At 34.5% G+C, this 26,301-nt stretch carries 19 protein-coding genes; 3 read left to right on the top strand and 16 right to left on the bottom strand.

The genetic code is table 11. The features are described 5' to 3' along the window. Window positions 1-363: 363 nt before the first annotated feature. The 6 genes from DG435_RS08155 to DG435_RS08130 form a co-directional block, all read right to left on the bottom strand. A complete protein-coding gene (locus DG435_RS08155; RefSeq protein WP_106795203.1) occupies window positions 364-762 on the bottom strand; it encodes a contact-dependent growth inhibition system immunity protein in 399 nt (132 codons plus the stop codon). A gap of 1 nt (window position 763) precedes the next feature. Beyond that, window positions 764-4,720, bottom strand: coding sequence for a DUF6443 domain-containing protein (locus DG435_RS08150; RefSeq protein WP_108840584.1), 3,957 nt, complete (start codon window positions 4,718-4,720; stop codon window positions 764-766). A gap of 21 nt (window positions 4,721-4,741) precedes the next feature. Next, the gene (locus tag DG435_RS08145) at window positions 4,742-9,088 is read right to left on the bottom strand and encodes a PKD domain-containing protein (protein ID WP_108840583.1); all 4,347 of its coding nucleotides are present in this window, start codon (window positions 9,086-9,088) and stop codon (window positions 4,742-4,744) included. A 320-nt stretch (window positions 9,089-9,408) separates the two neighbouring features. Further along, on the bottom strand, window positions 9,409-9,681 hold the full coding sequence (locus tag DG435_RS08140; protein ID WP_106794451.1) for a hypothetical protein: 273 nt from the start codon (window positions 9,679-9,681) through the stop codon (window positions 9,409-9,411). A gap of 593 nt (window positions 9,682-10,274) precedes the next feature. Next, window positions 10,275-11,261: a 6-phosphofructokinase gene (gene pfkA, locus DG435_RS08135; protein ID WP_106794450.1), complete on the bottom strand. Its 987-nt coding sequence runs from the start codon at window positions 11,259-11,261 to the stop codon at window positions 10,275-10,277. A gap of 37 nt (window positions 11,262-11,298) precedes the next feature. Then, window positions 11,299-15,729, bottom strand: coding sequence for a translocation/assembly module TamB domain-containing protein (locus tag DG435_RS08130; RefSeq protein WP_106794449.1), 4,431 nt, complete (start codon window positions 15,727-15,729; stop codon window positions 11,299-11,301). A gap of 81 nt (window positions 15,730-15,810) precedes the next feature. Between DG435_RS08130 and tsaD the strand changes: the two genes are divergently transcribed. Continuing rightward, window positions 15,811-16,833 (top strand): tRNA (adenosine(37)-N6)-threonylcarbamoyltransferase complex transferase subunit TsaD, encoded by a 1,023-nt coding sequence (gene tsaD / locus DG435_RS08125; protein ID WP_106794448.1) that lies wholly within the window; start codon window positions 15,811-15,813, stop codon window positions 16,831-16,833. Between the two features lie 53 nt (window positions 16,834-16,886). Continuing rightward, window positions 16,887-17,591 carry a 16S rRNA (uracil(1498)-N(3))-methyltransferase gene (locus DG435_RS08120; RefSeq protein WP_106794447.1) on the top strand — a complete coding sequence of 235 codons (705 nt, stop codon included), beginning with the start codon at window positions 16,887-16,889 and terminating at the stop codon, window positions 17,589-17,591. A gap of 67 nt (window positions 17,592-17,658) precedes the next feature. Here DG435_RS08120 and DG435_RS08115 read toward each other — a convergent pair whose 3' ends face one another. Beyond that, the gene (locus tag DG435_RS08115; RefSeq protein WP_106794446.1) at window positions 17,659-19,341 is read right to left on the bottom strand and encodes a T9SS type A sorting domain-containing protein; all 1,683 of its coding nucleotides are present in this window, start codon (window positions 19,339-19,341) and stop codon (window positions 17,659-17,661) included. Window positions 19,342-19,674: 333 nt separating this feature from the next. Here DG435_RS08115 and DG435_RS08110 point away from each other — a divergent pair, with 333 nt between their 5' ends. Further along, window positions 19,675-20,841 carry an esterase-like activity of phytase family protein gene (locus DG435_RS08110; RefSeq protein WP_159025738.1) on the top strand — a complete coding sequence of 389 codons (1,167 nt, stop codon included), beginning with the start codon at window positions 19,675-19,677 and terminating at the stop codon, window positions 20,839-20,841. Between the two features lie 21 nt (window positions 20,842-20,862). Here the strand turns inward: DG435_RS08110 and DG435_RS08105 are convergent, their stop codons facing one another. The 9 genes from DG435_RS08105 to DG435_RS08065 all read right to left on the bottom strand — a co-directional run bounded on the left by DG435_RS08105 (window position 20,863) and on the right by DG435_RS08065 (window position 26,290). Continuing rightward, window positions 20,863-21,348 (bottom strand): hypothetical protein, encoded by a 486-nt coding sequence (locus DG435_RS08105; protein ID WP_106794444.1) that lies wholly within the window; start codon window positions 21,346-21,348, stop codon window positions 20,863-20,865. 74 nt (window positions 21,349-21,422) lie between these two features. Then, window positions 21,423-21,794 (bottom strand): DUF1801 domain-containing protein, encoded by a 372-nt coding sequence (locus DG435_RS08100; protein ID WP_106794443.1) that lies wholly within the window; start codon window positions 21,792-21,794, stop codon window positions 21,423-21,425. Between the two features lie 13 nt (window positions 21,795-21,807). Continuing rightward, the gene (locus DG435_RS08095; protein WP_106794442.1) at window positions 21,808-22,287 is read right to left on the bottom strand and encodes a hypothetical protein; all 480 of its coding nucleotides are present in this window, start codon (window positions 22,285-22,287) and stop codon (window positions 21,808-21,810) included. Between the two features lie 6 nt (window positions 22,288-22,293). Further along, the gene (locus DG435_RS08090) at window positions 22,294-22,755 is read right to left on the bottom strand and encodes a DinB family protein (protein WP_106794441.1); all 462 of its coding nucleotides are present in this window, start codon (window positions 22,753-22,755) and stop codon (window positions 22,294-22,296) included. Between the two features lie 114 nt (window positions 22,756-22,869). Next, entirely contained in the window at window positions 22,870-23,778 is a 909-nt protein-coding gene (locus DG435_RS08085) for a sterol desaturase family protein (protein WP_106794440.1), read from the bottom strand. Between the two features lie 49 nt (window positions 23,779-23,827). Next, entirely contained in the window at window positions 23,828-24,409 is a 582-nt protein-coding gene (locus DG435_RS08080) for a sigma-70 family RNA polymerase sigma factor (RefSeq protein WP_106794439.1), read from the bottom strand. 4 nt (window positions 24,410-24,413) lie between these two features. Further along, window positions 24,414-24,908, bottom strand: coding sequence for a DinB family protein (locus DG435_RS08075; protein ID WP_106794438.1), 495 nt, complete (start codon window positions 24,906-24,908; stop codon window positions 24,414-24,416). A gap of 42 nt (window positions 24,909-24,950) precedes the next feature. Next, window positions 24,951-25,397 carry a DUF4440 domain-containing protein gene (locus DG435_RS08070; RefSeq protein ID WP_106794437.1) on the bottom strand — a complete coding sequence of 149 codons (447 nt, stop codon included), beginning with the start codon at window positions 25,395-25,397 and terminating at the stop codon, window positions 24,951-24,953. 167 nt (window positions 25,398-25,564) lie between these two features. Next, the gene (locus DG435_RS08065; protein ID WP_159025737.1) at window positions 25,565-26,290 is read right to left on the bottom strand and encodes a thioredoxin family protein; all 726 of its coding nucleotides are present in this window, start codon (window positions 26,288-26,290) and stop codon (window positions 25,565-25,567) included. Between the last annotated feature and the right edge of the window lie 11 nt (window positions 26,291-26,301).

Below are 26,301 nucleotides of genomic sequence, written 5' to 3'. Positions count from 1 at the left end.
ATATAAAAAATCCTATTATTGGTTTACAATAATAGGATTAAAATATAGATGTAAATCTATTTTAGGATTAAGTATAAATATGTAAACTTTTTTTAGGACGAGACAGCTTTAACGTCACTAGCGAGACGCTAGCGGGAGCGGGGCAAATATAACCAAGCACCAATTTGACCTACGTAGAGATACAAAACCCTTATTTAATAGGTTCTAAGCAATTTTAAGTAGTGTAAACAACATAAACAAGCCTCTTTATTGAGGCTTGTTTATGTTGTAAGTTATTGATAGTCAGTCTTAAAAATACACTTTTTTTCAAAAGCACCAATTTGACCCATTACCAGTTTGACCTATTACCGTAGGATTTAATATTTACAATTTTTCATATTCTTTATAAAGATCCTCTTGAGTATCTAAATCTAACTGTTTAAAATCATCTAAGTTATCTTTAAATACACTTAAAATCTTTTCTTTAAGCTCAAGGTTCTTTTCCCAAAATACTTTATCAACCTTAAAAACACTTAAAAACAAATCACCTTCATAATAATCAGCCTCTATAAAAGGTTCTCGTTGCAATACTTCTAAAGCAATAGGTATTAAATACTCTAAACCTATATTTTGTCCTATCATAATTCTTAAATCTTCTGGTGAGAAGTATTTAAGTTTTTTGTTAGCTAAATCAAAACATCTTCTTACCAAATGTGATTCGTATTCTGGCGGTCTAGGTATTGGTATATCCTGTAATTGATTTATTGTTTTTTCTAAATTCATATTAAAAACCACTAGCTTCTTTTCTAGCATTATTTAAAACATTCTGTATTTGATCTTTTTGGTTTTGCAACTGTGTTCTTAAACTTGTCGCTGCATCCAAAACGTCATCACTAAATGAACCATTTTTAATTCCTTTATTCAATTTAGTAATCTGTTTTCCTAATCCTTTAAGTGCATCTGTTACTTCTCCTATATGATCAAAAGTCTTACCATTTATCGTAACTGGGCTGCCTAATATTTCTTTTACAGCTCCTTTTAAATCACTTGGACTTAAATGTGCTCCAATATTATTTGTCTTTTTGATAACTCCTTCTAGTACATCTGAACCAGCCCCGCTTAACTTAGAAGTATTCAAGGCTATTTTAGATAAAGATTTAGTGCTAGCTGTTTTTGTCAACTGCTCTAATACTTCTGTACCTGCTTTTCCATTTTTACCTTTTGATGCAATTAGCATTAATAGGTTAGTACCTAGTTGTATATTTTCGGATGTACTTTTAGAGACGTTACTTCCTGTAAGTTTGCTACCTACCCATTGAATACCAGAAGTTACAGCTTCATCTAGTGCCTGACCAGGATAACCAGTAATCATCTGTCTCTTCTGTATTGCTACAAGTTTTCGTGTATTTTTGTTTCCAGAAGATGTACCACTTGATTGGTCTCCTATAGGTAAAGGTAAATGAGCAGCAGGGTTTTTACCACTTTGTCCAGATGGTGGAGCGCTTATAAGATCAAAACCATCTAATTCTTGTCCCTCAAGTCCTTCAAGTTCAACTTTCCAAACAGGGTTATTATGTGCAAATTGATAAGGTGATATCGTAACATAATCACCAGCAACAGGATCTACTCCAAAGAACCTTCCAATTTCTGGTATATAGTTTCTATGTCTAAAACTTAGCCAATTAAGTCCTAACTCATTCTGTTCTTCTTGATTTAAGTATCCGTAAGAATGTTTACGCCCAGATATCGTAGTATTGTACCCCTTATGTGTTAATCCAAAAGGATAATAATTCTTCTCTTGCTGTACGATGATCCCTTCTTCGGTTTCTTGTAACACACTAATATCATCAAGATAAATTTCTTCTTCTGCGGCTATACTACTGGTTAATCCCAGTTTGATATTTAGCTTAGAAGCATCTTGTTTGATTTGATAAGTAGCTTCAAAATTACCTTCAGCAGCATCACCAGCAGAATACCATCCTGTGCTCTTGTTGGCAGCATCAATCTCATTGACCAGTACACGCATCTTATATCCTTTGCCATTGGCATCAAGCTTAAATTTGATCTTGATCGTTTCACCAGCACTAAAAGAGTGTGTAATCTTTTTATTAGTACCACTGTACATATACTTTACCAGAACGCCTAAACGACCATTGGTTGCAGATACGCCACCGCCACCCCAGCCATCGGTACTACTATCAAAAGTATCATTTAAAAAAGTCTTGTTACCACCTTTATTATAGCTTAAACGTATATTGCCTAAATGATCCTTATACTGATAGATGTACTTAAAGCCATCTGAGTGTTGTTCTACATACCCTTCTGAGGTATTAAAAAACTCCAGATTACCATTCTTATACACATAATTACCGGCATACTCAGTCTCTATTAAAGAACTTCCCTCTGTTGCAATCTTTTTTAATTTTGCTCCAGTGGCGTCGTAAATATAATTAATATTTCCATTATGATCTGTATTATTTACAGTAACTGTTTGAGGTAGGTTTAAATGATTATAACTAATCCCGGTAATCCCTTTGTTTTGATCCTGGATCATATTACCATTAATGTCATAAACAAAGTCATCATTGGTATTGGTACCATCCTTAAATCCATAGGCTTTGTTTCCCGTATCGGCTACACTTAAGAGTTTATTCCCCGCATCATAGGTATAGGATAATATATCCATATCGGCAAACACAGTACTGTTCTGCCACCCATCTCGGGTAAGGTTTGTGATATTACCTACCTTATCATACGATACCGATGCCAGATCATAGTGACCATCACTACTACGTCCTTTGGTGATTCGATTTAATGCATCATACTGGTATCCATACCCTCTTTTGGTATTGTCGCTAACCGTTTTCCATGTCGTCTCACTAATATTACCATTATACAAAGCCACTGCTCCCAGGTTTTCTGTAGTGGTATTGTAATTGATCCCAAAAGCAAACAGGTCATTCCCCAGGTTATTTACATCATTGATTCCTTTTAACCACCCTCTAACATTGTATTTGTAGTGTATATCCTGTAATGCATTGCCTACTTTCTTGGATACTAACTGCCCTAAAGCATCATAAGTATTAGCTGCAATCACTTCTGGATCCTGGGTATTGATCTTTTGGGTTTGGGCAAGTGCTCTACCCATATGGTCATAGGTAAAGCTATCTATCGTTACAATCGCTGCATGACTATCTTTGATATGCGTGGTTGTGGTTTCTTCTACCTTACCTACAAAATCCAACTTGGTTTCTATAACATCTGTAGTGTTTAGATACTCATTCTTACTGGCTACATAGATCGGTCTTGATTTGGTATCATAATAAGTAACGGTAGTGATCCAATCCAGAGTTTCTAATACCCGTACTTTACTAACTACTGGTAAAGATTTGGTTTGCGCTCTGGGGGTTACACCATATATGGTGGCTGGTGCATTAAAAAAGACATCTTCACTACCTAAAACAGTATAGTCCCCATAATAATTGATAGTGAGTAGTGTAGCATTGGTCACTTTGGGATACCCCCCATCATTATAGTAGAGTTGTACTCCATCGACTAATACAGGAGCAATACGGTCTACCCACAATGCATCACTATACCCGGTAGCATCTGCTTGTATGGCAGCACGATCCCTGAGATCGGTGATCTTACCGGTATAGGCAACTCGACCAAAGGCATCATATTTGGTATAGAGCCATGCATTATTTGCTTTTAAATTCGCATCCTGGGTCATAATCGGCTGATCGAGTTTGTTATACACAATATACTCCTTGTCTTTACCAGGAATCTTCTTCTCGATCAATCGGTTTCTATAATCATATTTATATTGGTAGCAGAGTTCGGTAAGCTCGGTAGCAGAGATACTTGTAGTACTTGTATCTACTTTGGGAGGTATTACATACGTTAAATTCCCAAATCTATCATATACATAATGCGTATCATGCGCCTCTGGGGTTGCTGAGCTTGTCGAAGCATAGGTTCTTTTTAAGACCACTCTACCTAGTTTGTCTTTGTACTCTTTGGTAGTATGATTGTTTCCATCTACCGGAGTCCAGTTTTCATCTTTGGTGATCGTTACATATAACTGATTAGGGTCATAATGACCATCTTTTACCAAAGTCGGTTTTTCGGTATCGTCTCCTGTAAAGTTGACTTTAAAATGGACTACTTCATTAGCTACATTGGTATCCCAATCAAACTTGATCGTATGATCTGTATCACTATCATGATCTGCTTTCCAGGCTTTACCCGGGGCTCCCTGTTCTAGTACACGATTAAGTGGTGACTTGTCAAACACACTTTCTGAATAAGCATTGATATCTGGAAGTGCAACCCCTATAAAATCATCGCCATAGGTGTCTTTGTAGTATTGGTTAATATCGTCATTAATGATTACTGCCTTATAACTCCCTACGGTATTGGTCGCTTCAAAAGGTAGGTATTGTTTGTCTTGTCTGCCATAATCATCATATCCCATATGGGTCACAATATCCTTACCATCTTTAGAGGCTTTGATCGCTCGTTGTTGTATCGGTCTACCCAGTCCATCAAAATAGGTAACACTCTCTATCGTCTTATCAATATCATTGATATTAGTACAATTCACAGCCTCCATCTGGGCAATAGTCATTCCTACTTGAGGGACTGTGGTATGTACATAGTTCTTATCAGATAATACTACCTGGGCCTGAAGATTTACTCCCATTAGTAGTAATAGTATATATATAATTTGTTTTTTCATCTTACTATATTATTTATGGGATTAGTGTTGTTCTCCTGTATTACCGCCACCGCCACCAGTGTCTGTAGAGACCGTGGCTACAACAATCATCACCTTAGTGATTTCCTGACCGGTAAGGTTATCTTTAATTTTAGCCTGAATGGTATACTCATGAGTGCCATTTGAAAAGTTAGAAAAGCCAAAGTTTGTACCACTTCCTGATCCTAAGGCCTGGGAAAGGTTAATACTATTATAGGCTTTCCAGGTGATCTGAGAATTACCTGATCCCCCTGTTAAGCTAGTAATACTAAACGACACACTTGGATTCGTCCCAGAAATAGAAGTGTGAGATTGACTGCTGTTTGCTACCATACCCGGATATGATTTTAAAACAGGAGCATTACCACCCCATTGGTAGTATGAGTTTTCTAATCCTCGATCTACTACTCTGAATTTTATCGTATAGGTTCCTGAATTAGGAAAATTGTAAGAGTATGTTGTTCCTGTAGCACTTTGTTTTACATCATTTACATACCATTGGTATAATCGAAGACCTGTACCACCTCCTATACCCGAAGCGGTAAAAGTCGTCGTGGTACCTTGTACAATATGTGCTTTTGATGCACTTATTACAGGAGCAATTAGTGGATTATACATATGCAATAATCGCACTTCGCTATCGGTAGATTTACCACTCCTGTTATCGATCACTTTAAAATATACATTGTATGTTCCTGCTGTGTTGGTGGTATAGGTAAAGGTAGTCGCGGTACTGGCTTGTTTTATATTGTTAACGTACCACTCATAACGCAAGTCACCGGTTCCTCCCCCGATACCCGAGGCACTAAAATTAACATTGGTACCTGTGATCACACTACTATAATTTGCACTTAACACTGGGATAGTAATAGGAGGATACGCTACCACTACATTTATAGTCGTACTCACCCTGTGTTTGGTCTGGGTGTTATAAGCCAGTACCGATATGGTATAGGTGCCTTCACTAGCAAAGGTTTTGGTAAAACTGGTCGTACCATCACATTGTTCTTGTGTACCATTTACAGACCAGGTATACAGGTTTGCACCCCCGCTTCCTGAGGTATTGGCGGTAAAGGTTACTGCTTGATTAGGCTGAACAGATCCAAAAGAGGGAAAGCTGATCCTTACCCCTCTTAAAACATCAGATTGTTGTCCCTGGTAATTATAGCGTAGCTGCTGGGCTACATATTGCTCATGATCCAGGGTATATTGTAAGCGACTCATGTCATCATACTGGTAATAAGTAGTATACCCTTCCGGATCTGTCATACTAGTTACTCCAACAAGCGGATCGTAAGTATATGTAGAAACCATCGCATTGGGCAAGGCTGTTCGTAAATTATTATAAATTGTATTAAGTGAGCTATCGGTAATAGATTTTAAATCAATAGCCGCAGTAATTTCATCTAATTCAATTTTGGTTACTCCTACCAATTTGGCTAACATATAATTATAGGTTACATCCCATAAAATAGCAGTGGGGAGGCCTTTTTTTCTTTGCACTTCTACTGGTTTTCCTGCCTCTATAGTATACTGTTCATATAACTCATAATCCGAAGGAATATGTCCAGCTATAAATTGATGAGTAGCTTTCCCTTTGTTATGTCTATAGGTTGCAATGGTATTACCTCTGGTATCATAATTCATATATTGCCCCTGAATAAGAGTCCCATTAGTATATACCTTTTTACTGATTGGTAAAGCGACCTGATTATTATTGTGTAAAGTTGCCAAAGTGGTATTTTGTGATTGGTGATCTACCGGATAGGTATACCGTATTTCTACATGTTTACCATTTGGTCGTATGCTATAGTTTTTAGCCTCAATAGCCTGCTCATTATCTGCATACAATCTACCATCCAGTTCTTCTTTTATAACCTGAAGATCATTATTATACTGATATTTATATTGAACAACTGATGCTTTAAAGGGTTCTCCTATTTTATGGTAGTAATCAATTTCAGTTTTCTTAGACAATACATTTCTACGATGATAATAATTAGCACCGTTAACTCCACTATAACCTATTATTTGTGGACTAGCACTTGCAAAATTGTAGCATAAATCTTTGTCTGCAAGAACATAGAATTGCAGATGAGATTCTATCGTATTCTCATAATCAAAAACGATAGCCTTTACCTTGCTATCCCCCTCATAATGTTCCTGTTTGGCCATCACAGGCGCATAGGTTTTCTGCTTAAAAGTCTCTTTGTACTCTTCTATGGTTTTTATATTTCCTTGATCACTTAGTTTTTCTATTGTTACTTTTCCATAGAAATGCCCTGACTTGGTTAATTCGGGATTTAACCAAATATTATCTGAAGAAAAAACTGAACGTACACCAAGTTGACCATAACTTTTCTGATAGGTAGAAACATCAAAATTGTATCCAATAAGATTTTCATAAGTATATTTGGTCGTTTTTGCTGATTGATCATTAGCATCCTTATCGGTTATAGTATTCACACGAAGCCCACCTGTATAATGAGTTTGTGTGCCTTCATCCTCATACCAACCTAGATTTACTGAAATCTGAGCAGAAGGATTCGCTAGAAGTTTAGATTCTTCAATCTTAAGTTCTAAAACATAATCTCCTTTAAAAAGATTAATACTTCCTTCGGCCCCAATCACTAAAAAAGGAGAAAAAATAGGAGCACCTAGACTTCCATCACTTTGTTTTGGGTAAATATTAAATCGTGAACAATCAATACTAGGGTTTTGAGGATCAAAATTACAAATTGTAGATGCTGCATTATATGTGACTGGTGTTCCCAAATGACTTAAATCTTTTGCTATAGTAAATGGAGTTCTAAATACTCTATATCCACCTGATGTAAAATATTCATCTGCTTGTGATATTGGAACATCTTTGGGAACGTAATTTGGGTTACTATTCTCTGGTGCGCTAACCGAATTAGGTTCGTAAGTAAATGTGGTCGATCCTCCTGTGGGATATTCAATCTTATTTAAAGTTCCTATTTTTAGATAGTTTATATATTCACTTCGATCGGCAAGCTTCTGGCGATCAGTAGTATTCAAAATATTAAATGCTTGTATTGAAAATGGTACTATGGTTTGATTATTGGTTTCACCGTTGTAATAGCCGGCATAATCCTTTGCTTTATTTCCTTTCTGAGGAAGATCTCCAGAAGCATAATAAAACTTATGAGGAGGTTTAGAAACTCCATTAAAACCTATCTCCTGTACTTGTTCTAAACGTAACCTGGGATCACCACCAAATTTACCATAGGTAAACACAAATGACCTGGTTCTGTTTTTGATCTTGTCTAAAATATCTATAGATGTTAGCTTCTTTTTCCAGGTAGACAGAGTAGTATCATCTATATAATTAAAGGTTACTTTTACACCTGAAGTCTCTATTGCACTAACTAGTTGGTTTGTTGGCGTGTAGGTTGCTGTGGTTGTAGATAAAGTTGTCTTATTCACAACGGGACCAGAAGAGGATCCCAGACAACCACAAGTCTCGAGTGCTTCGGTTCCACAACCAGGAGCATTAATCAAGCTTTGGGATATCCCTGTAAGCGTGTACTGAAATGTATACGGGGAATAGGTAAAATTTACTTCTTTACTATTTTTAGTAATAATGCGATCTAACATCCAACCCGATACGTTACTAGAACGAGTAACATCACTCAAAGAAGTACCCATAACATTAGCCACGTGGGATATATTGGTTTCCTTGGCATTATCAAAGTAAAAAGTATTACCCTGGCTATCTTTTGAAAAGAAATTAAAATGGTTATTCGTTAAAGGAAGTGTTCCAATATATAAATCGTCCTTAAAATCATCGGCTACATCACCATTCTTGTCAAATATAAAGTTTCCCGAATGACCTGTAAAATTAAAACTGAAATCATCGGGATGATAATCATCGTGTAGATCAGAAGTAGCAATGGTATTTTGAGTTTGAAAATGATGAACAGGATATTGGGTTAACCATTCTGGAGTTACACGCCCACGTTTAGAAGGAACTAACCAACCTTCTTCATCGATCTTGTCATTAACTTGTCTAAATATTCCTCCCCCAGCATTCAATGTCCATTTAAGCCCGACAACACTAGCCAGTTCATCAACTTTTACCCCAGAAGCATGATACGATAAAGAAATAGGAATCGAAACGCCATCTTCTTGAATTGTATATAAAGGGATATTAATTTGTGGAATACCTGTAGCATGATTTACAGGTGTGTTGCCATATTGTAAAAAACTACTCGCATTGGGAGTAACAGGAGTATATTTTGAATAATAAGAAATATAATCCGGAGTGAATTCTTCCTGAGCATGGAGACCATAACAGAATAGAAAAAATACTATTACTATTTTTTTCATAAGATAAATAAATATTGAGTGACTGATTTTGTTTTTCCGGGTGCAAACCTACCATTTAAGCCATAACAAATCAATAAACCAAACAATGGATTTCGCTCTTTTTGGTTATCTTTTTGTTAAGGAATTATCTAACATAGATAAAGCACTCTAAATGAACTTGTTTTTATATTTTTATTGTATTCCAGTAGCAATATTACGGTATCTCAGTTTCGTTTTTCGGGACTGAGAAAAAAAAATAAAAGTTTTTTTTAGAAATAAGTTTGAAGGGGTATCAGGTTACAGGTTTTGGGTTTCAGGTTTTGGGTTAACCGCTCTCCTAACTACCCTATAAAAGGATTAATAATATTCGTTTTTCTATCTTTTGTATAGAATCCAAAAGTAAAATCTACTGGTTCGGCATACACAAAACTTTGTACGGTGATGTCATACTCAACAGGAGCATTTAAACTTTTCATTGTATTAATAATGCGATATAGTTTTGTTTTTGAGATTCCTAATTTAGAGATCAGTTCTTCTGGTGATCCTGTAGCTTGCAATCGAATAAGTTGATCGATGCGCTCTATAAGTTTGATCTGTTTGATAATACTATTCATAATGAGTTGCAGATTAAACCCAGATAATGTAGTAGAGCATTATCTAAGATAAAGTAATGAGAATATTAGTCATTGTTTAATGCAATTATGGGGTAGTTTACATCTGGTATTTAATGGAGCAAAAAAAGGTATTTTTGTTTTATAACATCTGCTATGAATTTGTTTCTTCTGGTATCCCTGTGATAGTTCATCTTACTTTTTTTTGTTTCCTCAAATGTAAGGTTGCAGTGTAGTCAAAAACAAGAAAAGTAAGTCGGTATTTATCAAATACGACTTACTTCATTATATTTAAAATACTGGTTTTAAAATACTTAAACACAACTCCCGTTTATAAACTGATATTTCAAAAAAAAGTATAAGTTCGAGAGGTTTTTATGATGAAATAAGAAAATTTATGTCAGTCAGAGTGATTTTCTACAGAAAATTGTATCGAAGACAAGTAAATTTTCAAACAAAAGCCTTGTCATCCTGAGCTTCGTCGAAGGGTCGATACAATTTTTCTCCACGTCATCTTGAGCGCAGTCGAGAGGTCACTATGAAAAATCATTCAATTTGACGGCTTTTTTAAACCAAATCCTTACATCGAATTCACGTTAAGTAGAAAGGATATCAGAAATACGAAGTAATTCTTTATTAATTTCGTGACCTTCTCTTAGGCCAACATCAAAACTTGTTGCTGTAATCTCATTATTAATAATGCCTACCATTACATTTTTCTTTCCATCAAGAAGTAGTTCTACTGCTTTAACACATAATCGGCTAGCCAGTGTTCTATCAAAACATGATGGGGAGCCACCACGTTGCATATGCCCCAAAACAGTTACTCTCACCTCATAATCTGGTAGATTTTCTGTTACATAGTCTGCCAGTTCATATACATTTTTTCCTGTTTTGTCACCTTCACTTACCACAACTATACTCGAGGATTTACCTGATCGTTTACTGCGTTTTAGTGATTCTAATAATCGGTCAAGTCCTAAATCTTCTTCGGGAATCAAAATTTCTTCTGCTCCTGCGCCTACTCCACTATTAAGAGCAATAAATCCTGCATCACGCCCCATTACCTCAACAAAAAATAATCGGTTATGTGAACTGGCCGTATCTCGTATTTTATCTATTGCATTGATCACTGTATTTAATGCAGTATCATAGCCTATTGTATAATTCGTACCTGCAATATCATTATCTATGGTACCAGGAACACCGATTACAGGAATATCATATTCTTCACTAAAAATCTGTCCTCCTCTAAACGTTCCATCACCACCAATAAGAACCATAGCATCTATTCCTATTTTTTTAAGGTGATCTGCCGCTTTTTTTCTACCCTCGGGAGTTTTAAAATCCACAGATCGGGCAGATTTAAGTATCGTTCCTCCTCTACTAATAATATTACGAACACTTCTGGCATTCATTACCGTATAATCTCCTTCTATCATTCCCTGATATCCTCGATAAAACCCTATACATTTCACATTATAGTAAGCGCATGCTCTTGCTACAGCACGTATTGCAGCATTCATTCCCGGAGCATCTCCTCCCGAAGTCATGACACCAATGGTTCTTATCTCTTTTGCCATAATTAAATATTTAATAGGATGATAAAAATAACCAGAATTAGTTATTCTTCTCGGTAAAGTTAATAAAATTCGGAGATTCTATTTTGGTAGTATCCTTAGGTTTTGCAATAGAATCTTTTACTTTTTTACTTTTAAAGATCTTAGTCCATAACTCATTAAAATTATCAAAATCGACCGAATATGAAAGTCCTACCCCTTGTTCATACCCCTGATTTCCTGAACCGACAAATTGAATTGTATTTTGTCGATTAAAAATCTTCCCTCTCAATGATCCTTCTTCATTAAAAAGGTATTCTACTTCGACATCTCCAACTACATTAGATTCGTTAACTCCCCCGATAGGGACTCCTACTCGTCCGTTAATCAGAATTCTGTTACTAATCTGTGTAGAAAGCGTTAACCCAAATTGATCTGCATCTTCCTGATCTAAACTTTTAACACCTTGAACATAATTTAATCCTACCTGAAATTTATCATCTTCGTCAGAAAATATTCCATTAAAAAGGCTAGATGCTCGTTCTGCAACCAAACCACCAGTAAGTGCATTAGCATCAAGGGTACCGTTATAAAACTGCCCAGAAGACACCAAAGAGAGTGCTTGTAATTCTTTATTAGACTGATCGCTTAGTTTATAATCCAACTCACTTTTTATCACAGAACTTAAGTTTGGAAATTCTATATTAAAATTAACATTAGGTTGAATTAATTCTCCCTGAAGGTCTATAACCACTTCTACAGGGATTTTACGATTTATAGAAGAGTTCTCTAACAATATTGCAGGATTTGCTTCTGTTTTATATACGGCGCTAAGATCCAAAAGCGCTCGTGTTGGACTCCCATCCCAATTAATTGTTCCTCCTTCTCTAACGGTAAACAGCTTTTCTACAAAGGCTCCATATCTAAAATTATATGTTCCTTCATAAGCTACAAAATCGCCCCACATATTAAATTTACCATTGGTATTAATCTCAATAAGTAATGTTCCGGCTCCGCGTCCTTTTAATGAACTTCCTGTACTTTTATCCACGACCACCTCTACTTCGGCATTATCATTTACATCAAGTTCAAAATTAAGTTCTAGTCCTTTTATATCATCTAATATAATTTCTTTTCCTTCTAACCGGGCTCGTTTCTCTTCAGGGCTTAAAAAGTGGATATATGAATTATCTCCTATAGATTCTGTTTCGTTTAACGGGATTTTGAAAATAGTTCCTCTTTCGGTCGTTGCATTAACATCAATAACCAGTTCATCGGTTGGTCCTTTGATCGTTGCTTCGCCACTTATAAAGCCGGTACCATAGTACAGGGATTCTTCATCTTCTTCGGTATCCAGAACAAGGAGTCTTTCATTAGCTAATATTTCTAACCCAAGCTCCCATTTAGAAAACCTACGATGTGCAATATATCCACCAAGAATACCTTTGGTTTTATATTTTGTATCTGTAATATTAACATCATCAAAGTTAAAACGTTGTTGTTTTAAACTCACCTTTGAGTTATCATCTAAATCAAGATCAATATTGAGATAGGGTACTGTAAGTCCAACTCCATCTAATGTCAATATCCCGTCCATAGAAGGGTTTTTATAGCTGCCAGATATTTTTGCTTCTCCCGAAACGAATCCTCGTATATTGGTAATCACTATTCCCCCAAGTGCACTAAATTCTGAAATATCGAAATCATCTAATTCCAGATCCACATCTATTGCCGGATTCTGTTTTGAAACATTGATCCCTCCTATTGCTGATAATGTTTTTTGCTTTTCGCTATTAATCAACCGTGTATTCACATTATACTGGGTAAGATCCTCGTTTCCGGAAACATTAAACCTCAATTCCCCCAGCAGTGTCTTATTAACCTCTAAATCCCGAATCACTACAGTAGAGGTCGGAAGGTAGTTTCCATTTTCCTGAAGAACAGATAATTCTCCATCTACTCTTCCCATAAAATTTAAACTATCAATCCTGGGCGTAATTTTATTAAGATCTACATTTTCAAAGGTTGCTTTTAGATCCTTATAATCTTTACCCCGGGTAATACCATTAAGTTTGATCTCTTCATCCAGGTAACTAAAGATTACCGATCGTATATCTATATTTTTAAAATCATTATCAAAAATGATTTTATTGTTTGTTCTACTCTTTTCTCTATTGGCATACCAGGTATGGCCTTTGTATGTGAAATCAGATTTTTTTATCCCTACTACAGAATTATTTTCTTCGTTTATGGTATGATAGAACTCCAGGTTAAAGTTGTCTTTATTATTTTCTCCTCCCTTAAATTCTGAGTGCATAAATAAGGTATCCTTGAGCGTAACATTAATCAGACTAAACTCGGAAACATCATAATATTTTGAGTCTATACTATCAATAGCGATATAGGTATTAAATAATGGGTTTTTATTATCAATCTGGATATCTACATCCTCCATAAAATTATCAAAGGCTTGAATTGAAGGTGATTTAAATGTAAGTTTAAATTCTGATTCATTACTTTCTACTTTTCCTTTAATACTCGTATTAGGTGCAAATTGAACTTCTGGAAAGAATACATCAACTATTTTATTATAAATATTGAAATTAAACTCCATAAACTCATCATCGGTAATTTCGGTAGCTTCAAAATTGGTATACAAGCTTCCTATAGAATTTCTAAACAGGTCGTATACATTTTCAAACCTAAACACTCCTTTTACATTACCCTCTACAATATCCGGACTATTGATTGTAATGGTACGTATGTTCTTATCATCAAAGCTTGATGTGATCTCAAAATCTTCAAAATAAAATCCAGCATCCTGATTGGTGTACAATGTTTTTTCAAAAGCAATAGTTCCGAAAGCATCATTGATACCTGTTCCTTTCATGTTCATGTATACATCACCATTAAAAACAGAAATACTATCTCTGGTAAATAGGTTTAGTTTATTAAGATCCATATGATCTACATAGGCCTTAAAATTATAGTTATGTATTTCTTGTGATAAATCAGCTACCCCATTAAAACTAAACCTCACGTTAGGATCTTTAGAATTAAGGTTACCATCAAACACACGGTCTTTAAGGTTCCCTTGTGCTTTTAAATCTGTATACGTATATCCATTAAAATCAAGCTTACTAATATCACCTTCGATCTTGGTATCTAAGCTTTTTAACGTAAAACCTGTTCCGTCTACATGAATATCAAAAACAGAATTTCCTATTGATTTCCTACCTAATAGCTGACCTACATTAAAATTATTAGAAATAATATTTCCGTTATATGATGAGCGTTCTATATCATTAAGATTCTCTAATAAAACAAAGGCATTGATCTTTCCTAATTGCGAAAACAAGTCCATATCAATATCTACAGTTTTTGTAGTTACAATAGCATTACCTACTGCACGTACACTACCAAATTGATATAATTGTCTTGGTAAAGAGTTTCCCAGTACTCTTGGTAACAAATTCACCAGATCATAATAGTTACTGGTTAAATTTGTAAAATCTCCTTCGAGCTCAAATTTCGAGGCATCACTTACTGCATTTTTAATTCTTATATTTCCTTGTATTGTGGATCTATCTAATCCCGAAATATTCGCATTAACTATTTTAAAATCATTAAGCACTCCTCTAACCGATGTATTTTGCATTCTCAGCATTTGGTTTTTTCCAAATTCTCTATAAAAAGGAATCAAATCATTGGTAGAAATAGTTGCTTTATCAAAATCTGCACTAATATTTACTTTGTTTTCAAAATCATCTAACCCTCCAACATCATAAGAAAATAGAATTTCACCCTTGATCTTAGAATCCTTGGTTTCTATAATCAATTCCTGAAACCTCATATCTGTCGCAGTTATCGTAAAACAAGTTTGAAGTTTGGAGACATCTAATCCTCTAAAATCTTTAAATGATAACGCATCTATAGTAATATACACATCATCGCCATCTACTACCAGGCTCTCTGCATCAAGAACAATATCGGTATATTCTACGGCTTTTGGGTTTCTTAAATTCTCATTAGTAAAACTATATTTTCCTCGTTGAAGATTGATGTTTTTTGTTGAAAGGATAAATTTTTCTTCAGAAGATGGTTTTTTCCCTGTATTAAATTTTCTAACAAACGTCATCAGGTTATCACTACTTTCATCTTTATATATTTTCATATCAAAGATCAGGTCTTCTATAGAAACTTGCCCTAATTCGGGTCTGCCTTGGGTAACTTGTGTAATACTTCCTATCGAAGTTTTGATACTACTGGCATATATCAATGTATCCTGATGATGATCTTTGACTAAGATTTCTTCAAGATATACATTACCAGCATAGGTCAATCCAATTCGGTCAATATGAATATCAACACCATAGGTTTCATTAAGGTAATTGGTTACTTTTTCTCCAAAATATGTTTGAACCGCAGGAATAGAAAACAGCACTACCAAAAATGCAAATAGCGATAAAAGGACAAGAAATGTCCTTAACAATATTTTCCTAAATTTCCTGATACGTTTTATTGTTTTAACTTTGTTGACAATATTAACAATTTCTATGCCCTTTTCCTCATAATGAATCCACAAAAAATATACATCCTCGGTATTGAGTCTTCATGCGATGATACTTCTGCTGCTGTATTATGTAATGGACAGGTTTTATCCAATGTTGTTGCATCGCAAAAAATACATGAGTTATATGGTGGTGTTGTACCCGAATTAGCTTCTAGAGCACATCAGCAAAATATTGTTCCTGTAATCGATCAGGCAATTAAACAAGCAAATATAAAGAAAGAAGATTTACATGCTATCGCCTTTACCAGAGGTCCTGGATTAATGGGATCGCTACTAGTAGGTACTTCTTTTGCTAAGTCATTAGCCTTGGCCTTGGATATTCCATTAATAGATGTTAATCACATGCAAGCGCATATTTTGGCTCATTTTATTGAAGAAGATGAGTTTGAGACTCCAGAATTTCCTTTTTTAGCAATGACAATAAGTGGTGGACACACACAGATTGTTAAGGTTAATGCACATTTTGATATGGAAATTATTGGTGAAACTATCGATGATGCTGTTGGAGAAGCTTTTGACAAAAGTGCAAAGATATTTGGTTTACCTTATCCGGGTGGACCATTAATTGATAAATATGCGCAGATGGGTAATCCAAAAGCATTTCCTTTTCCTAAGCCAAAAGTTGGTGAGCTCAATTTCAGTTTTAGTGGGCTTAAGACTTCTGTTCTCTATTTTGTTCAGAAAAAGGTAAAAGAAGATCCTGATTTTGTAGCCGAAAATCTTAATGATATATGTGCCTCTTTACAGTATACAATTATTAATATTCTGATAGATAAATTAAAAAAAGCTTCTAAACAAACCGGTATTAAAAGTATTGCAATTGGTGGTGGTGTTTCTGCAAATTCGGGAATTAGAAAAGCATTAAAAGATGGAGAACAAAAGTATGGATGGAAAACTTATATTCCCAAGTTCGAATATACCACAGATAATGCTGCAATGATTGGGATTGTAGGGTATTTAAAATATCTGGAAAAAGATTTTACTGATATGAGTGTTGTAGCCAAAGCCCGAATAAAATTCTAATACAGGGAAATTATATAAATGTATAACCTGACTTTTGACAATAAAAATGTAAAATGCAATTATTCTATAACCATACCTTAACAGCATCCAGTAGCGAAATAAAATTTTCGAGAGAAGAAAGTAAGCACATTGCCAAAGTATTAAGAAAAAAAGAGGGTGATCAATTGCATATCACCAATGGTTATGGAGTTTTATTTATTGCGCGTATCACGTTTTCTAACCCATCCCAATGTATTGCAAAAATTGAAAACCATGAGCAACAATATCATAGAAAGTATAGACTTCACCTGGCTGTTGCTCCTACCAAGATGAATGATCGATATGAATGGTTCTTAGAAAAAGCTACTGAAATTGGTATCGATGAAATTACTCCTGTTATTTGTGATCATAGTGAGAGAAAAATCATTAAAGCAGAACGATTCGAGCGTATCCTGCAAAGTGCAATGAAACAATCGCTACAATGTTATTTACCTAAACTAAACCCTGCTATTACATTTTCAGAGTTTATAAAACAGGAAAATAAAGACCAGTTATTAATCGCTCATTGTGAAGAAACCAAGAAACAATCTTTAAAAAATGTTCTTCTGCAAGAAGCAAACACTACTATTCTTATTGGTCCCGAAGGAGATTTTTCGACAAAAGAAATTGATATAGCACTACGTTCGGGATATACACCTGTTACATTGGGAGAAACCCGATTGCGAACTGAGACTGCAGCAATTGTTGCTGCGCATAGTGTAGCTTTTATAAATACATAAAAATGAGCTACCTCAAAATAACTGAAGTAGCTCAATTTTAATTATCTAGTTACAATACTAAATACTTTTATTTCTTAAGGAATTTCATCATACGAGTTTCTCCATTTTGAGTCCTTAGTTTAACTATGTACATTCCTGGCTGTAAGTTTTCTGTAGATAGCACTATTTTTTCTTTTTGACCTACCTCTGCATTTTTAATCACCATCTTACCATGTACATCAAAAACCTCAACCTTTGTGATTGCAGATGTTTTTTTGATATTTATAGTAAGTAGATTATTTACCGGATTAGGATATAGTAATCCATCTTTTTCTAATGTTTTATCTTCTTCTGTCTTAGAACCAACAACATTTCCACACCTTCCTTCCTTATACTCTACTCTAATTACTTTAGGTTGTATTCTTTCATAGTCTTTTACAAAAATCTGTTGCGCACTTCTGGTAATGCATGGTTCATGCTTTATTACTTTCAAGTCTATCTCTTTCTCGCAATCTGTACCCGTTTTTCCTGTTCCAGTTGTTTCTACAAGATAGATATCTCTCGAACCCGTTACTCCTATAGAGTCGGTAAATCCAACAAAAGCAAAACCTTTATTAAAAACATCAATTACAAGTTCATCTGAGCTCTCTCTGCCTGTTTTTCCGTAATTACGTACCCACTGAAGGTTACCTCCAGTATCTGTTTGAAATAACATTGCTTGATATGTTGAAAATATAGTATTACTCCCTACTACTGTATATTGCTGATTTCCAGCAGCATCAAAGGTTTCTTCAAGACCATAGCCATATTCATCTCTTCGGGTCCCATAGGTTTTCATTCCCTGAAAATTTCCGGTGCTACTCATGTATAATAAAAAGGCATCATTAGAATTGTTAATTCCAAAACTATTGGTGTATCCGGTAAGCACATAATCTCCTTGTCTATTTTGTTTTACACAAGTTGCCAGATTGGTATAATTTATTGCTCCGTCCAATTCTTTAGGATAGCCTAATATTCTATTCCATTCTATCGTAAGATCAGGCTTTAACTTGATGACAAATATATCTTCGGGTGGATTCGTTAGTGTAGCACTCCCGCATCTATAATTCGTACTATATCCCGAGATAATATAACCCCCATCTCTGGTTTGTTCTATCCAGGTACCTATCTGATCTCCCTTGCCCCCAATCACAGTGGCCTTTGTAATATTTCCCATAAGATCTGTTCGTACTACATAAACATTAGACCCAGGAAAAGCATTACTATAACTAAATGTATTACCTACCATGATATATCCGGGTTTACCATTTTCATCTTTTATGGTTTGTGCACATCGAAATGTATCAAACTCCTTACCACCATAAACTGCTGAAAAAACTGGAGAACCATTACTATCCACGCCCATAAGAAATGCATCGCCTGATCCAAAACCAAAGCTTTTGGTATGCCCAGCAGCAATATATGCAACCTTGTTGTTGGGACTAAAATATTCTGATTGTCGTACCGAACTAAAATATTCTTGTCTGGTACCGCCATACACACGAGACCAAATTTGGTTTCCATCTAGATCGGTTTTCATCAAAGTAGCTTCTATATCACCTATAAAGCTTTTTGAAGTATACCCACCTATTAAATACCCTTTTTCTACTTTCTGAAGTTGATCAAGGGCCCAACCTAACTCCGATTTTTCTGTTCCATAAGAACGTTGAAATTGTGAAAAGCCCATACTTGTAATAAAGCAAAGGGCTACACTACATAAAATTGTTTTCATGATGATTTATATTTAAATTGGTTAAAAATATATTCCTCTATAATGAACAGCATAGCAAAGGTTCAAACAATCAGCCTCCTTTATCTATTGATTTTTATGAGTACCTGATGAGGAGAAATCAAAGATCTGTTCTAACGTTTTCCCACTCAGACTCTCTTGCACTAATTTACAAAACAACACAATGACTATCAAGTGGTTACACCCCATAAATACAGGGGTAAAAGCCTGTTTTATTTTAAATATTTACTAGTAGATTACAAGGCAGTATTTGTGAATTTATAGAGAGTATCTTTCGTTACAAATTGATATCTTTATCCCTTAATGCAATTCATTATGATACAGGCAGCGAAGAAAGTTTTTTTGATCGTTTTGGTATGTTGGTGTTGTTCTTCAAATACGAGTGATACAGAAACAGTGACAGATGATGAACCTACACCAATACTCCCTGTAAATGAGCAAAATACAATTAGTACTCTTGAGTATATTGATGAATCTGTACTTGCAGATCAAGAAATTGATGGTGTCCCTATAGGGGGCTTTTCGGGAATTGATTATCAAAATGGTAAGTGGTATATCATTTGCGATACTTCTACACCACCTATACGATACTATGAAGCAGATATAACATATACCAAAGATGGATTTACTTCTGTTGGGATTACCACTATGGTAGAAATTAAAGATGAGGCAGATGCTCCTTTAGCACAAGGAGTTGTTGATCCAGAAGCTATACGCTTTGATTCTGGTACAGGCACCATTGTATATACCAGTGAAGGTTCTATTACTAATGGTGTGGATCCGGCTTTGATCGAAATAGCTCCCGAAGGAAATCAAATTAAACGTTTTACACTACCCGATAATTTTAAGGCCAACACGGTAGATAACTCTTCTGGACCAAGGCACAACGGAGTCTTAGAAGGTCTTTCATTAGATTTTGAGAATAAAGGATATTGGATCTCTTTTGAGTTACCTCTTATCGAAGACGGTCCAGAACCTACCACAACAGATACACAATCTCCTGTGAGAGTCACTTATATAAACAAGACATCAGGTATTGCAGAACGACAATTTGCTTATGAGCTGGACCCTGTAGCACGTGAGGCTACGCTAGGCACCACTTTTGAAGTGAATGGTTTGGTAGAAATCCTAGAATATGACACCAATAAATTTCTGGCGTTAGAACGTTCTTTCTCTTCTGGGTATATAGATGGAGGAAATACAGTAAAGATTTATAAGGTAGATGCTACAAATGCTACAAATACGCTGTCTATAGAAACATTGGTTTCTACATCCTATACTGCGGCAACAAAAACTTTGCTCTTTACTTTTGACAGTATTCGAAGTCAACTCACTAATAACACTGTAGACAACCTTGAAGGTTTTTCGTTTGGACCAAAATTAAAAGATGGTAGTCGAACGATCGTCGTGATTTCTGATAATAATTTTAATTCTTTTTTTCCGCAACTTAATCAATTCGTTGTTTTAAAAGTAGTGCCGTAATAGTGTTCTGTTTTTACTATGTTAAGTACTTAGTTTTATTAAAAACCTTTCGATTTGCCTTCTGTGTCTCAAAACATGTACAATAGCATGTTCTAATAACTGTTCAATATTATACCGTTGCCCCCACGCTACTACTATTTTTTTATCGGGATCTTTTTCTTCTAGATGTAAATCAGGGTAATCTTCAAACAATTGTTCATTATAAATAAACATTTCTTGTAATCCAGTTTGATATTCTTTTACACTATTCAATGTTTTACGTTCTACAAAATCGATTTGTTCTCCTAATGATTTTCTTATTTCAATACTATACCAATATCCAGCTCTTATCACATGGGTTAAAATAGTCTGTATTGACCTACAATCCGGATCTTTGGTTTTATCATCTACAATAGCAATCAATTCCTGATGACTAACCCCTGACAAAACGATAACAACTTCTGTTAATGCTTTTTCATATTCATCTAACAGTGCACCTACTGCACCTTGATTTCGATATTGCTTCATCTTTTTTTAATTTGTTTGGGTACATTGTATGTTATCCAAATTTTGGATTGTATTCTTTTTGTTGATTTTTGATACTATTTCTTAGTAACTAGAATGATACCGTTTCTATATAAATCTAATGCCTGGTTCAAAATCAAATCAATTGTAGATATGGGTAGATCTTTGTTTGGATCTATTTTGAAAATTTTCATTCTTGCACGATCACCTGTTTCTAATTGCGGGTGATCAAGATGTTTTCCTTCTACCATAAGGAAATAAGGTTCATGAGTCTTTTTATCCACCCATAAGTAACAGAACATTTTTCCCTTATAACAAAAACACGGCATCCCATATTTACGCGTTTCGGTAATATCTTCATCTTGATTAAGAATAATACTACGCATGGTCAACAAACAGCTTTTGTTGGGTTCATGCTTATCAAAATAAAATTGGTCGTTAGTATTCATTATTTTGTTTTGATTATTTCAGAAAAAACCATCCATGACTACCTGCAACTGCTCCTGCAGTGGTAAGTAAGCTTAACAAAAGTAAAATCCAATGCATACGATGCATAAATCTGAACGTTTTTGCGGGATTATCCTCTGCATATTTTTTAAACAATTTATGCAAAACGAGTGGTTCTAAAACATACAGAATTAGTGAGAATAATATCCAAACCAGGGTCATTGCATGAATCCACCAAAATCTATAATCAAAATATCTATCCCACGCATCCAGTACATACAACATATAAAACCCTGTTATACCTGTTATTAATGTTGTAATTTTGGCTTGCAAGGCAAATTTACCTTCTATCTGTTCGAAGGTTTTTATCTGGTCTTCCTTTGATTTTAGTTTTTTAACAGCAGGAATAATTACGGTCGTTACCATAGCCACTCCGCCTATCCACAAAATCACAGCTAGAACGTGTAGTACCCTGGCCAATGTAAAGTATTCCATTTTCTTTTATTTATTGTGTGATTTTGCTATTTGATCTAAATGATGTTCCATATGATCTACATAGTCTTCAATTAAAAACTTAAAATCAGATTTTTCTCCTTCATTAATTTCAATTTGATAAGCTAAAGTATACTCATCTTGTAATTTGATTACTTTTTTAATTCGTTCATTAATAGCTAACCAAAAACTTACTATTTCATCTGTATTAGCTTCGTTATAATGATTGGCATTAACGAGTTCATTTTGGTTATATTTTCGAATTTTATAGGGTTTGTTTTCAAACTGGATTTCTGTAAACCTTTGCAAGTTATTTATTCCAGAATCTATCAGGTGGCCTAAAATTTCTTTTTTCGACCATTTATTTGGTGAAGGTTTGGATTTAAGTTCGTTTTCACTACTATCATGTATTAGCTTTGCTCCCATTTCTAATAGATGACTAAGCTTCTGTGTTATTTCAGATATTTGCATTTTTGACTATTGTATATGATCAGACTGTTGTATCAAAGTTACAAAAGGAAATTGTACTTATATACATTTATAAATGTATATAAGTACAATCATTTTTGAATTGAATAATAGTAATCACTTTACTTGACAACATTCCTTAAAAACTCGCTTAAATGGAAATAATAACTGTTGGAGGTAGTTTTTCTGTTTTGGATATAAAATATGGTTTTCTATGACCCCTACATCATCGACTTCTCCTTTACGATTATAATACGTTCCAAAAACCAAATCCCAAAACGGTATAATATTTCCGTAATTTTTAGCTTCGTGTAGTAGTTTACTATGGTGAAAATGATGTATTTGCGGAGTAACGATCAAATAATCCAAAAACCCTGTTTTGCTCTTGATATTGGCATGAGAAATATATGCTATCACCACATGTGTTACTCCTACCAAAAAGATAACTTCTTCATGAAACCCCAAAAGCAAAAGAGGTACCATTTTAAATACAGTATTCAAGAAGATATTAATTGGATGTACCCAATTTGTTTTAAACCAGTTTAGTGAAGTTGGTAAATGATGAATAGAATGTATTTTCCACAGCAATAAACTTAGTATTGAATTACGGTTCCCAACATGACTAATCCTATGGTAGAGATAAGGCAAAAACTCACCAATTATATTCGCAATCACAAATGTAAATATAAGTGGGAAACCGCCCCATACCTCTAACGGTTTAAAGAAAAGTTGTTGTAGGTATAGTACAAATGTTAATGAAATCGTTTTTCCCAATGCATCGAAAAGTGCAGCCGAAAACAAAAAATGCTTTACATCTGGCCAAAGGTTACTTTTTTTGGTTTTCCATTTGGTTTTTAAAGGGATTATTTGCTCTACTACCAAAATATAAATTGCTGTAAAAAGAAAGACAATATATGATGATATTTCAAAACTCCAATTCTTACTTATCGTTAAGGATGCGATTACACCAGTTATTACTAGTAAAACGGGAACGGTTAAAAGGGGTAAAATTTTATTTTGCTTCATTATTCTATTTTAACCTGTAGTCGTGCTAATAGAACAAAAAGACGCAAGTTTATACAATTAAATTTATTTTCTCTATCTCGATGATCAGCTCTGGTGGTAATTCACAATCATTTTTGAGTAGAAACCCTGTTATATGCCCTTTATTATTGTATGATATCTCTACACAATCAGTTACTAATTCTTTTAATTTTTTTCGTCCTCTTTGTATTCTGGACTTAGTAGCAGTTAAACTAAGTTCTAAAATTTTGGCAATCTCTTTTTGAGGTTTTTGCTCTATATCACTTAGATAGAGTGCTTCTCCATATTGTTGCGGAAGGTAATTTTGAATAACAAAACCCGATAAATCACACACACAAACATTAGGTATTGATGTTTCAGCAATCTCTGGTTGATCTTTTATAATTGTGGTTGGTATTTTATTTTTTCTATAATAATCTGCAATCGTATTTCTTGTTACTTGAAAAAGCCAGGATTTATGATTATTGATTTTCTCGCTTTTGCGTAATGCTATATATAGCTTTATACCAACATCTTGTACTATATCTTCGCCTATATCTTTATCACCAATTTTTGTCTTAATGAAATTTAACAACGGCTTTCTATATTCTTCCCAGATACTCTCGAATTGCATACGGTTATCTTTTTTGTATTACTTCTTCTGAGGTTAACCCAAATATAGGAGGAGTCTTTATATCCAATAATGCCAGATACGTGTATAGCACTCCCCTGTGATGGATTTCATGTTCTACCATAGCTCTTAGCAATTTCCATATTGTTATTTTATGGCCTCCTGGGGTTTCACATTTTTCATTCAAATCTTCTGGTTTAAGTCGTGAAAGAATTTCTATTGATTCAAGATGTAGTTCATTATACAGGTTAATTGTATTTTGGTATCCTTTAGCATAGTTTTCTCCGCAGCCAGTATATAAACTAGGTCTTAGTTGAACATTTTCGACATACATAAACCTTTCTGTAAGTGCCAGATGTCGTATAATATCACCAATAGTAAATTTTCCTTTGCTAGTGGTCCATTCTATTTTTTCTGTTGGAATATATTCAAATAACCTCCTGGTACGATCTTTTATCCTAGTGTAATACGTAAGAAAACTATGTATGTCCTTTATTTCCATGTTTTTAATAATTTACAACTTCCTATCTTATATAAACCTAAACTAATCCCAGACAAATTTCCAGCTACCATCATCTTGTCGTTTCCAAACTGTATGAAAACTTCCGGTCTTTTTTTTAGAAGCGCCAGTCGAATCAATAGTGGTAAAAATATAACTACCATAGGTATATGCCAGATCACCAGAATTACTAACATCAACATAATCAGGTTTCCAGGTAAGTGTTTCATTAGGTTTACTATCATTTTGATACCATGTAGCAATTGCTTCCTGTCCTAAAACCAATTTCCCATTCCTCTTGATCACTCCGTCTTTTGCAGCATATGTTGCAAATGCTTTGGCGATTCCTTCTTGTTCCGCCATATCATTAAAATTTTTCTCAGCTTCGACAACTTCTGCTTTCCACTTTTCTATGTTCTCTGTATTTGAAGAAGAAACACAACTTAATATAAAAAAAACGGGAGCGAATAATACTATTCTAGTTTGTTTCATTGTATAAAATTTGAAGAATATTAGATATAAACATACAACCACCCATAACTACCTAATAAGCAATTATTTAAAGTTTATTCAATCCAAAGTTACTATAATGATTTTGAATACTGCAAGATCTATAGTACAAAACTGTAAACAGTTCTAAACAAGCTATGTTCTAGAAATTATTTAAGAAGTGCCAACTTTGTAGCTCCTGTGGTTTTTAGAGTTTTATCTTGTGTATATGCGATTATAGATAGTTCATCATTTTCTGAAACCCAATCAGGAATAGTCAACGATACACTACCGGATTCTTCTTTTTTAACTATACGATTCGCTACGATATTCGTATTTTTTAATGTTCTATCCCTGTTTTCGCCTCTGGATATATTAGTAATACGCTCAGAAACTACCAAAGCTAATGTAATCGTATTGAATGACTCCCCATTTACTCTATAACTAAAAACTATATGAGAAGGTTCTTGTTGTATATCTTTTATCAAAATAGTAGAGTTGATACTAGCTTTTGAATATTTTTTTAAAGCTATATCTGCCTTATAACGATCCGACCCTGTAAAATGTTCACTCCCATTCACTACCAATTGTGGAGTATATATTGATCTGCTTCTAAATTGTTGTGCATAATTTCTTTGATAATCACTAAACATTGATGAGCTAAATGGATCTTTCCACCCTAATCTATTCCAATAATCTACATGATATGATAGCACAACTACATTTTGATCTTTATGTTTTTCCTTAATATTCTCCAGTAATTCATCTGCCGGAGGACAGCTACTACAACCTTGAGAGGTGAACAATTCTAATACTATTGCTGATTTATCGCTTTCCTGAGCATTAACAGGTATCAGAACAATAAGCGTTAATAGCATCATAAGCTTCTGTAACATGTGCATAATTT

The sequence above is a fragment of the Aquimarina sp. Aq78 genome (assembly GCF_900299525.1).
GTDB lineage: Bacteria > Bacteroidota > Bacteroidia > Flavobacteriales > Flavobacteriaceae > Aquimarina.
The sequence above is the reverse complement of the archived record's forward strand: the minus strand, read 5'-3'. Positions and strand labels throughout refer to the sequence as shown.

Bases quoted from the DNA above. Each gene is read 5' to 3' on its own strand.
- DG435_RS08155 (WP_106795203.1), bottom strand. From the start codon at position 762: ATGAATTTAGAAAAAACAATAAATCAATTACAGGATATACCAATACCT.
- DG435_RS08150 (WP_108840584.1), bottom strand. From the start codon at position 4,720: ATGAAAAAACAAATTATATATATACTATTACTACTAATGGGAGTAAAT.
- DG435_RS08145 (WP_108840583.1), bottom strand. From the start codon at position 9,088: ATGAAAAAAATAGTAATAGTATTTTTTCTATTCTGTTATGGTCTCCAT.
- DG435_RS08140 (WP_106794451.1), bottom strand. From the start codon at position 9,681: ATGAATAGTATTATCAAACAGATCAAACTTATAGAGCGCATCGATCAA.
- pfkA (WP_106794450.1), bottom strand. From the start codon at position 11,261: ATGGCAAAAGAGATAAGAACCATTGGTGTCATGACTTCGGGAGGAGAT.
- tsaD (WP_106794448.1), top strand. From the start codon at position 15,811: ATGAATCCACAAAAAATATACATCCTCGGTATTGAGTCTTCATGCGAT.
- DG435_RS08120 (WP_106794447.1), top strand. From the start codon at position 16,887: ATGCAATTATTCTATAACCATACCTTAACAGCATCCAGTAGCGAAATA.
- DG435_RS08115 (WP_106794446.1), bottom strand. From the start codon at position 19,341: ATGAAAACAATTTTATGTAGTGTAGCCCTTTGCTTTATTACAAGTATG.
- DG435_RS08110 (WP_159025738.1), top strand. From the start codon at position 19,675: ATGATACAGGCAGCGAAGAAAGTTTTTTTGATCGTTTTGGTATGTTGG.
- DG435_RS08105 (WP_106794444.1), bottom strand. From the start codon at position 21,348: ATGAAGCAATATCGAAATCAAGGTGCAGTAGGTGCACTGTTAGATGAA.
- DG435_RS08100 (WP_106794443.1), bottom strand. From the start codon at position 21,794: ATGAATACTAACGACCAATTTTATTTTGATAAGCATGAACCCAACAAA.
- DG435_RS08095 (WP_106794442.1), bottom strand. From the start codon at position 22,287: ATGGAATACTTTACATTGGCCAGGGTACTACACGTTCTAGCTGTGATT.
- DG435_RS08090 (WP_106794441.1), bottom strand. From the start codon at position 22,755: ATGCAAATATCTGAAATAACACAGAAGCTTAGTCATCTATTAGAAATG.
- DG435_RS08085 (WP_106794440.1), bottom strand. From the start codon at position 23,778: ATGAAGCAAAATAAAATTTTACCCCTTTTAACCGTTCCCGTTTTACTA.
- DG435_RS08080 (WP_106794439.1), bottom strand. From the start codon at position 24,409: ATGCAATTCGAGAGTATCTGGGAAGAATATAGAAAGCCGTTGTTAAAT.
- DG435_RS08075 (WP_106794438.1), bottom strand. From the start codon at position 24,908: ATGGAAATAAAGGACATACATAGTTTTCTTACGTATTACACTAGGATA.
- DG435_RS08070 (WP_106794437.1), bottom strand. From the start codon at position 25,397: ATGAAACAAACTAGAATAGTATTATTCGCTCCCGTTTTTTTTATATTA.
- DG435_RS08065 (WP_159025737.1), bottom strand. From the start codon at position 26,290: ATGTTACAGAAGCTTATGATGCTATTAACGCTTATTGTTCTGATACCT.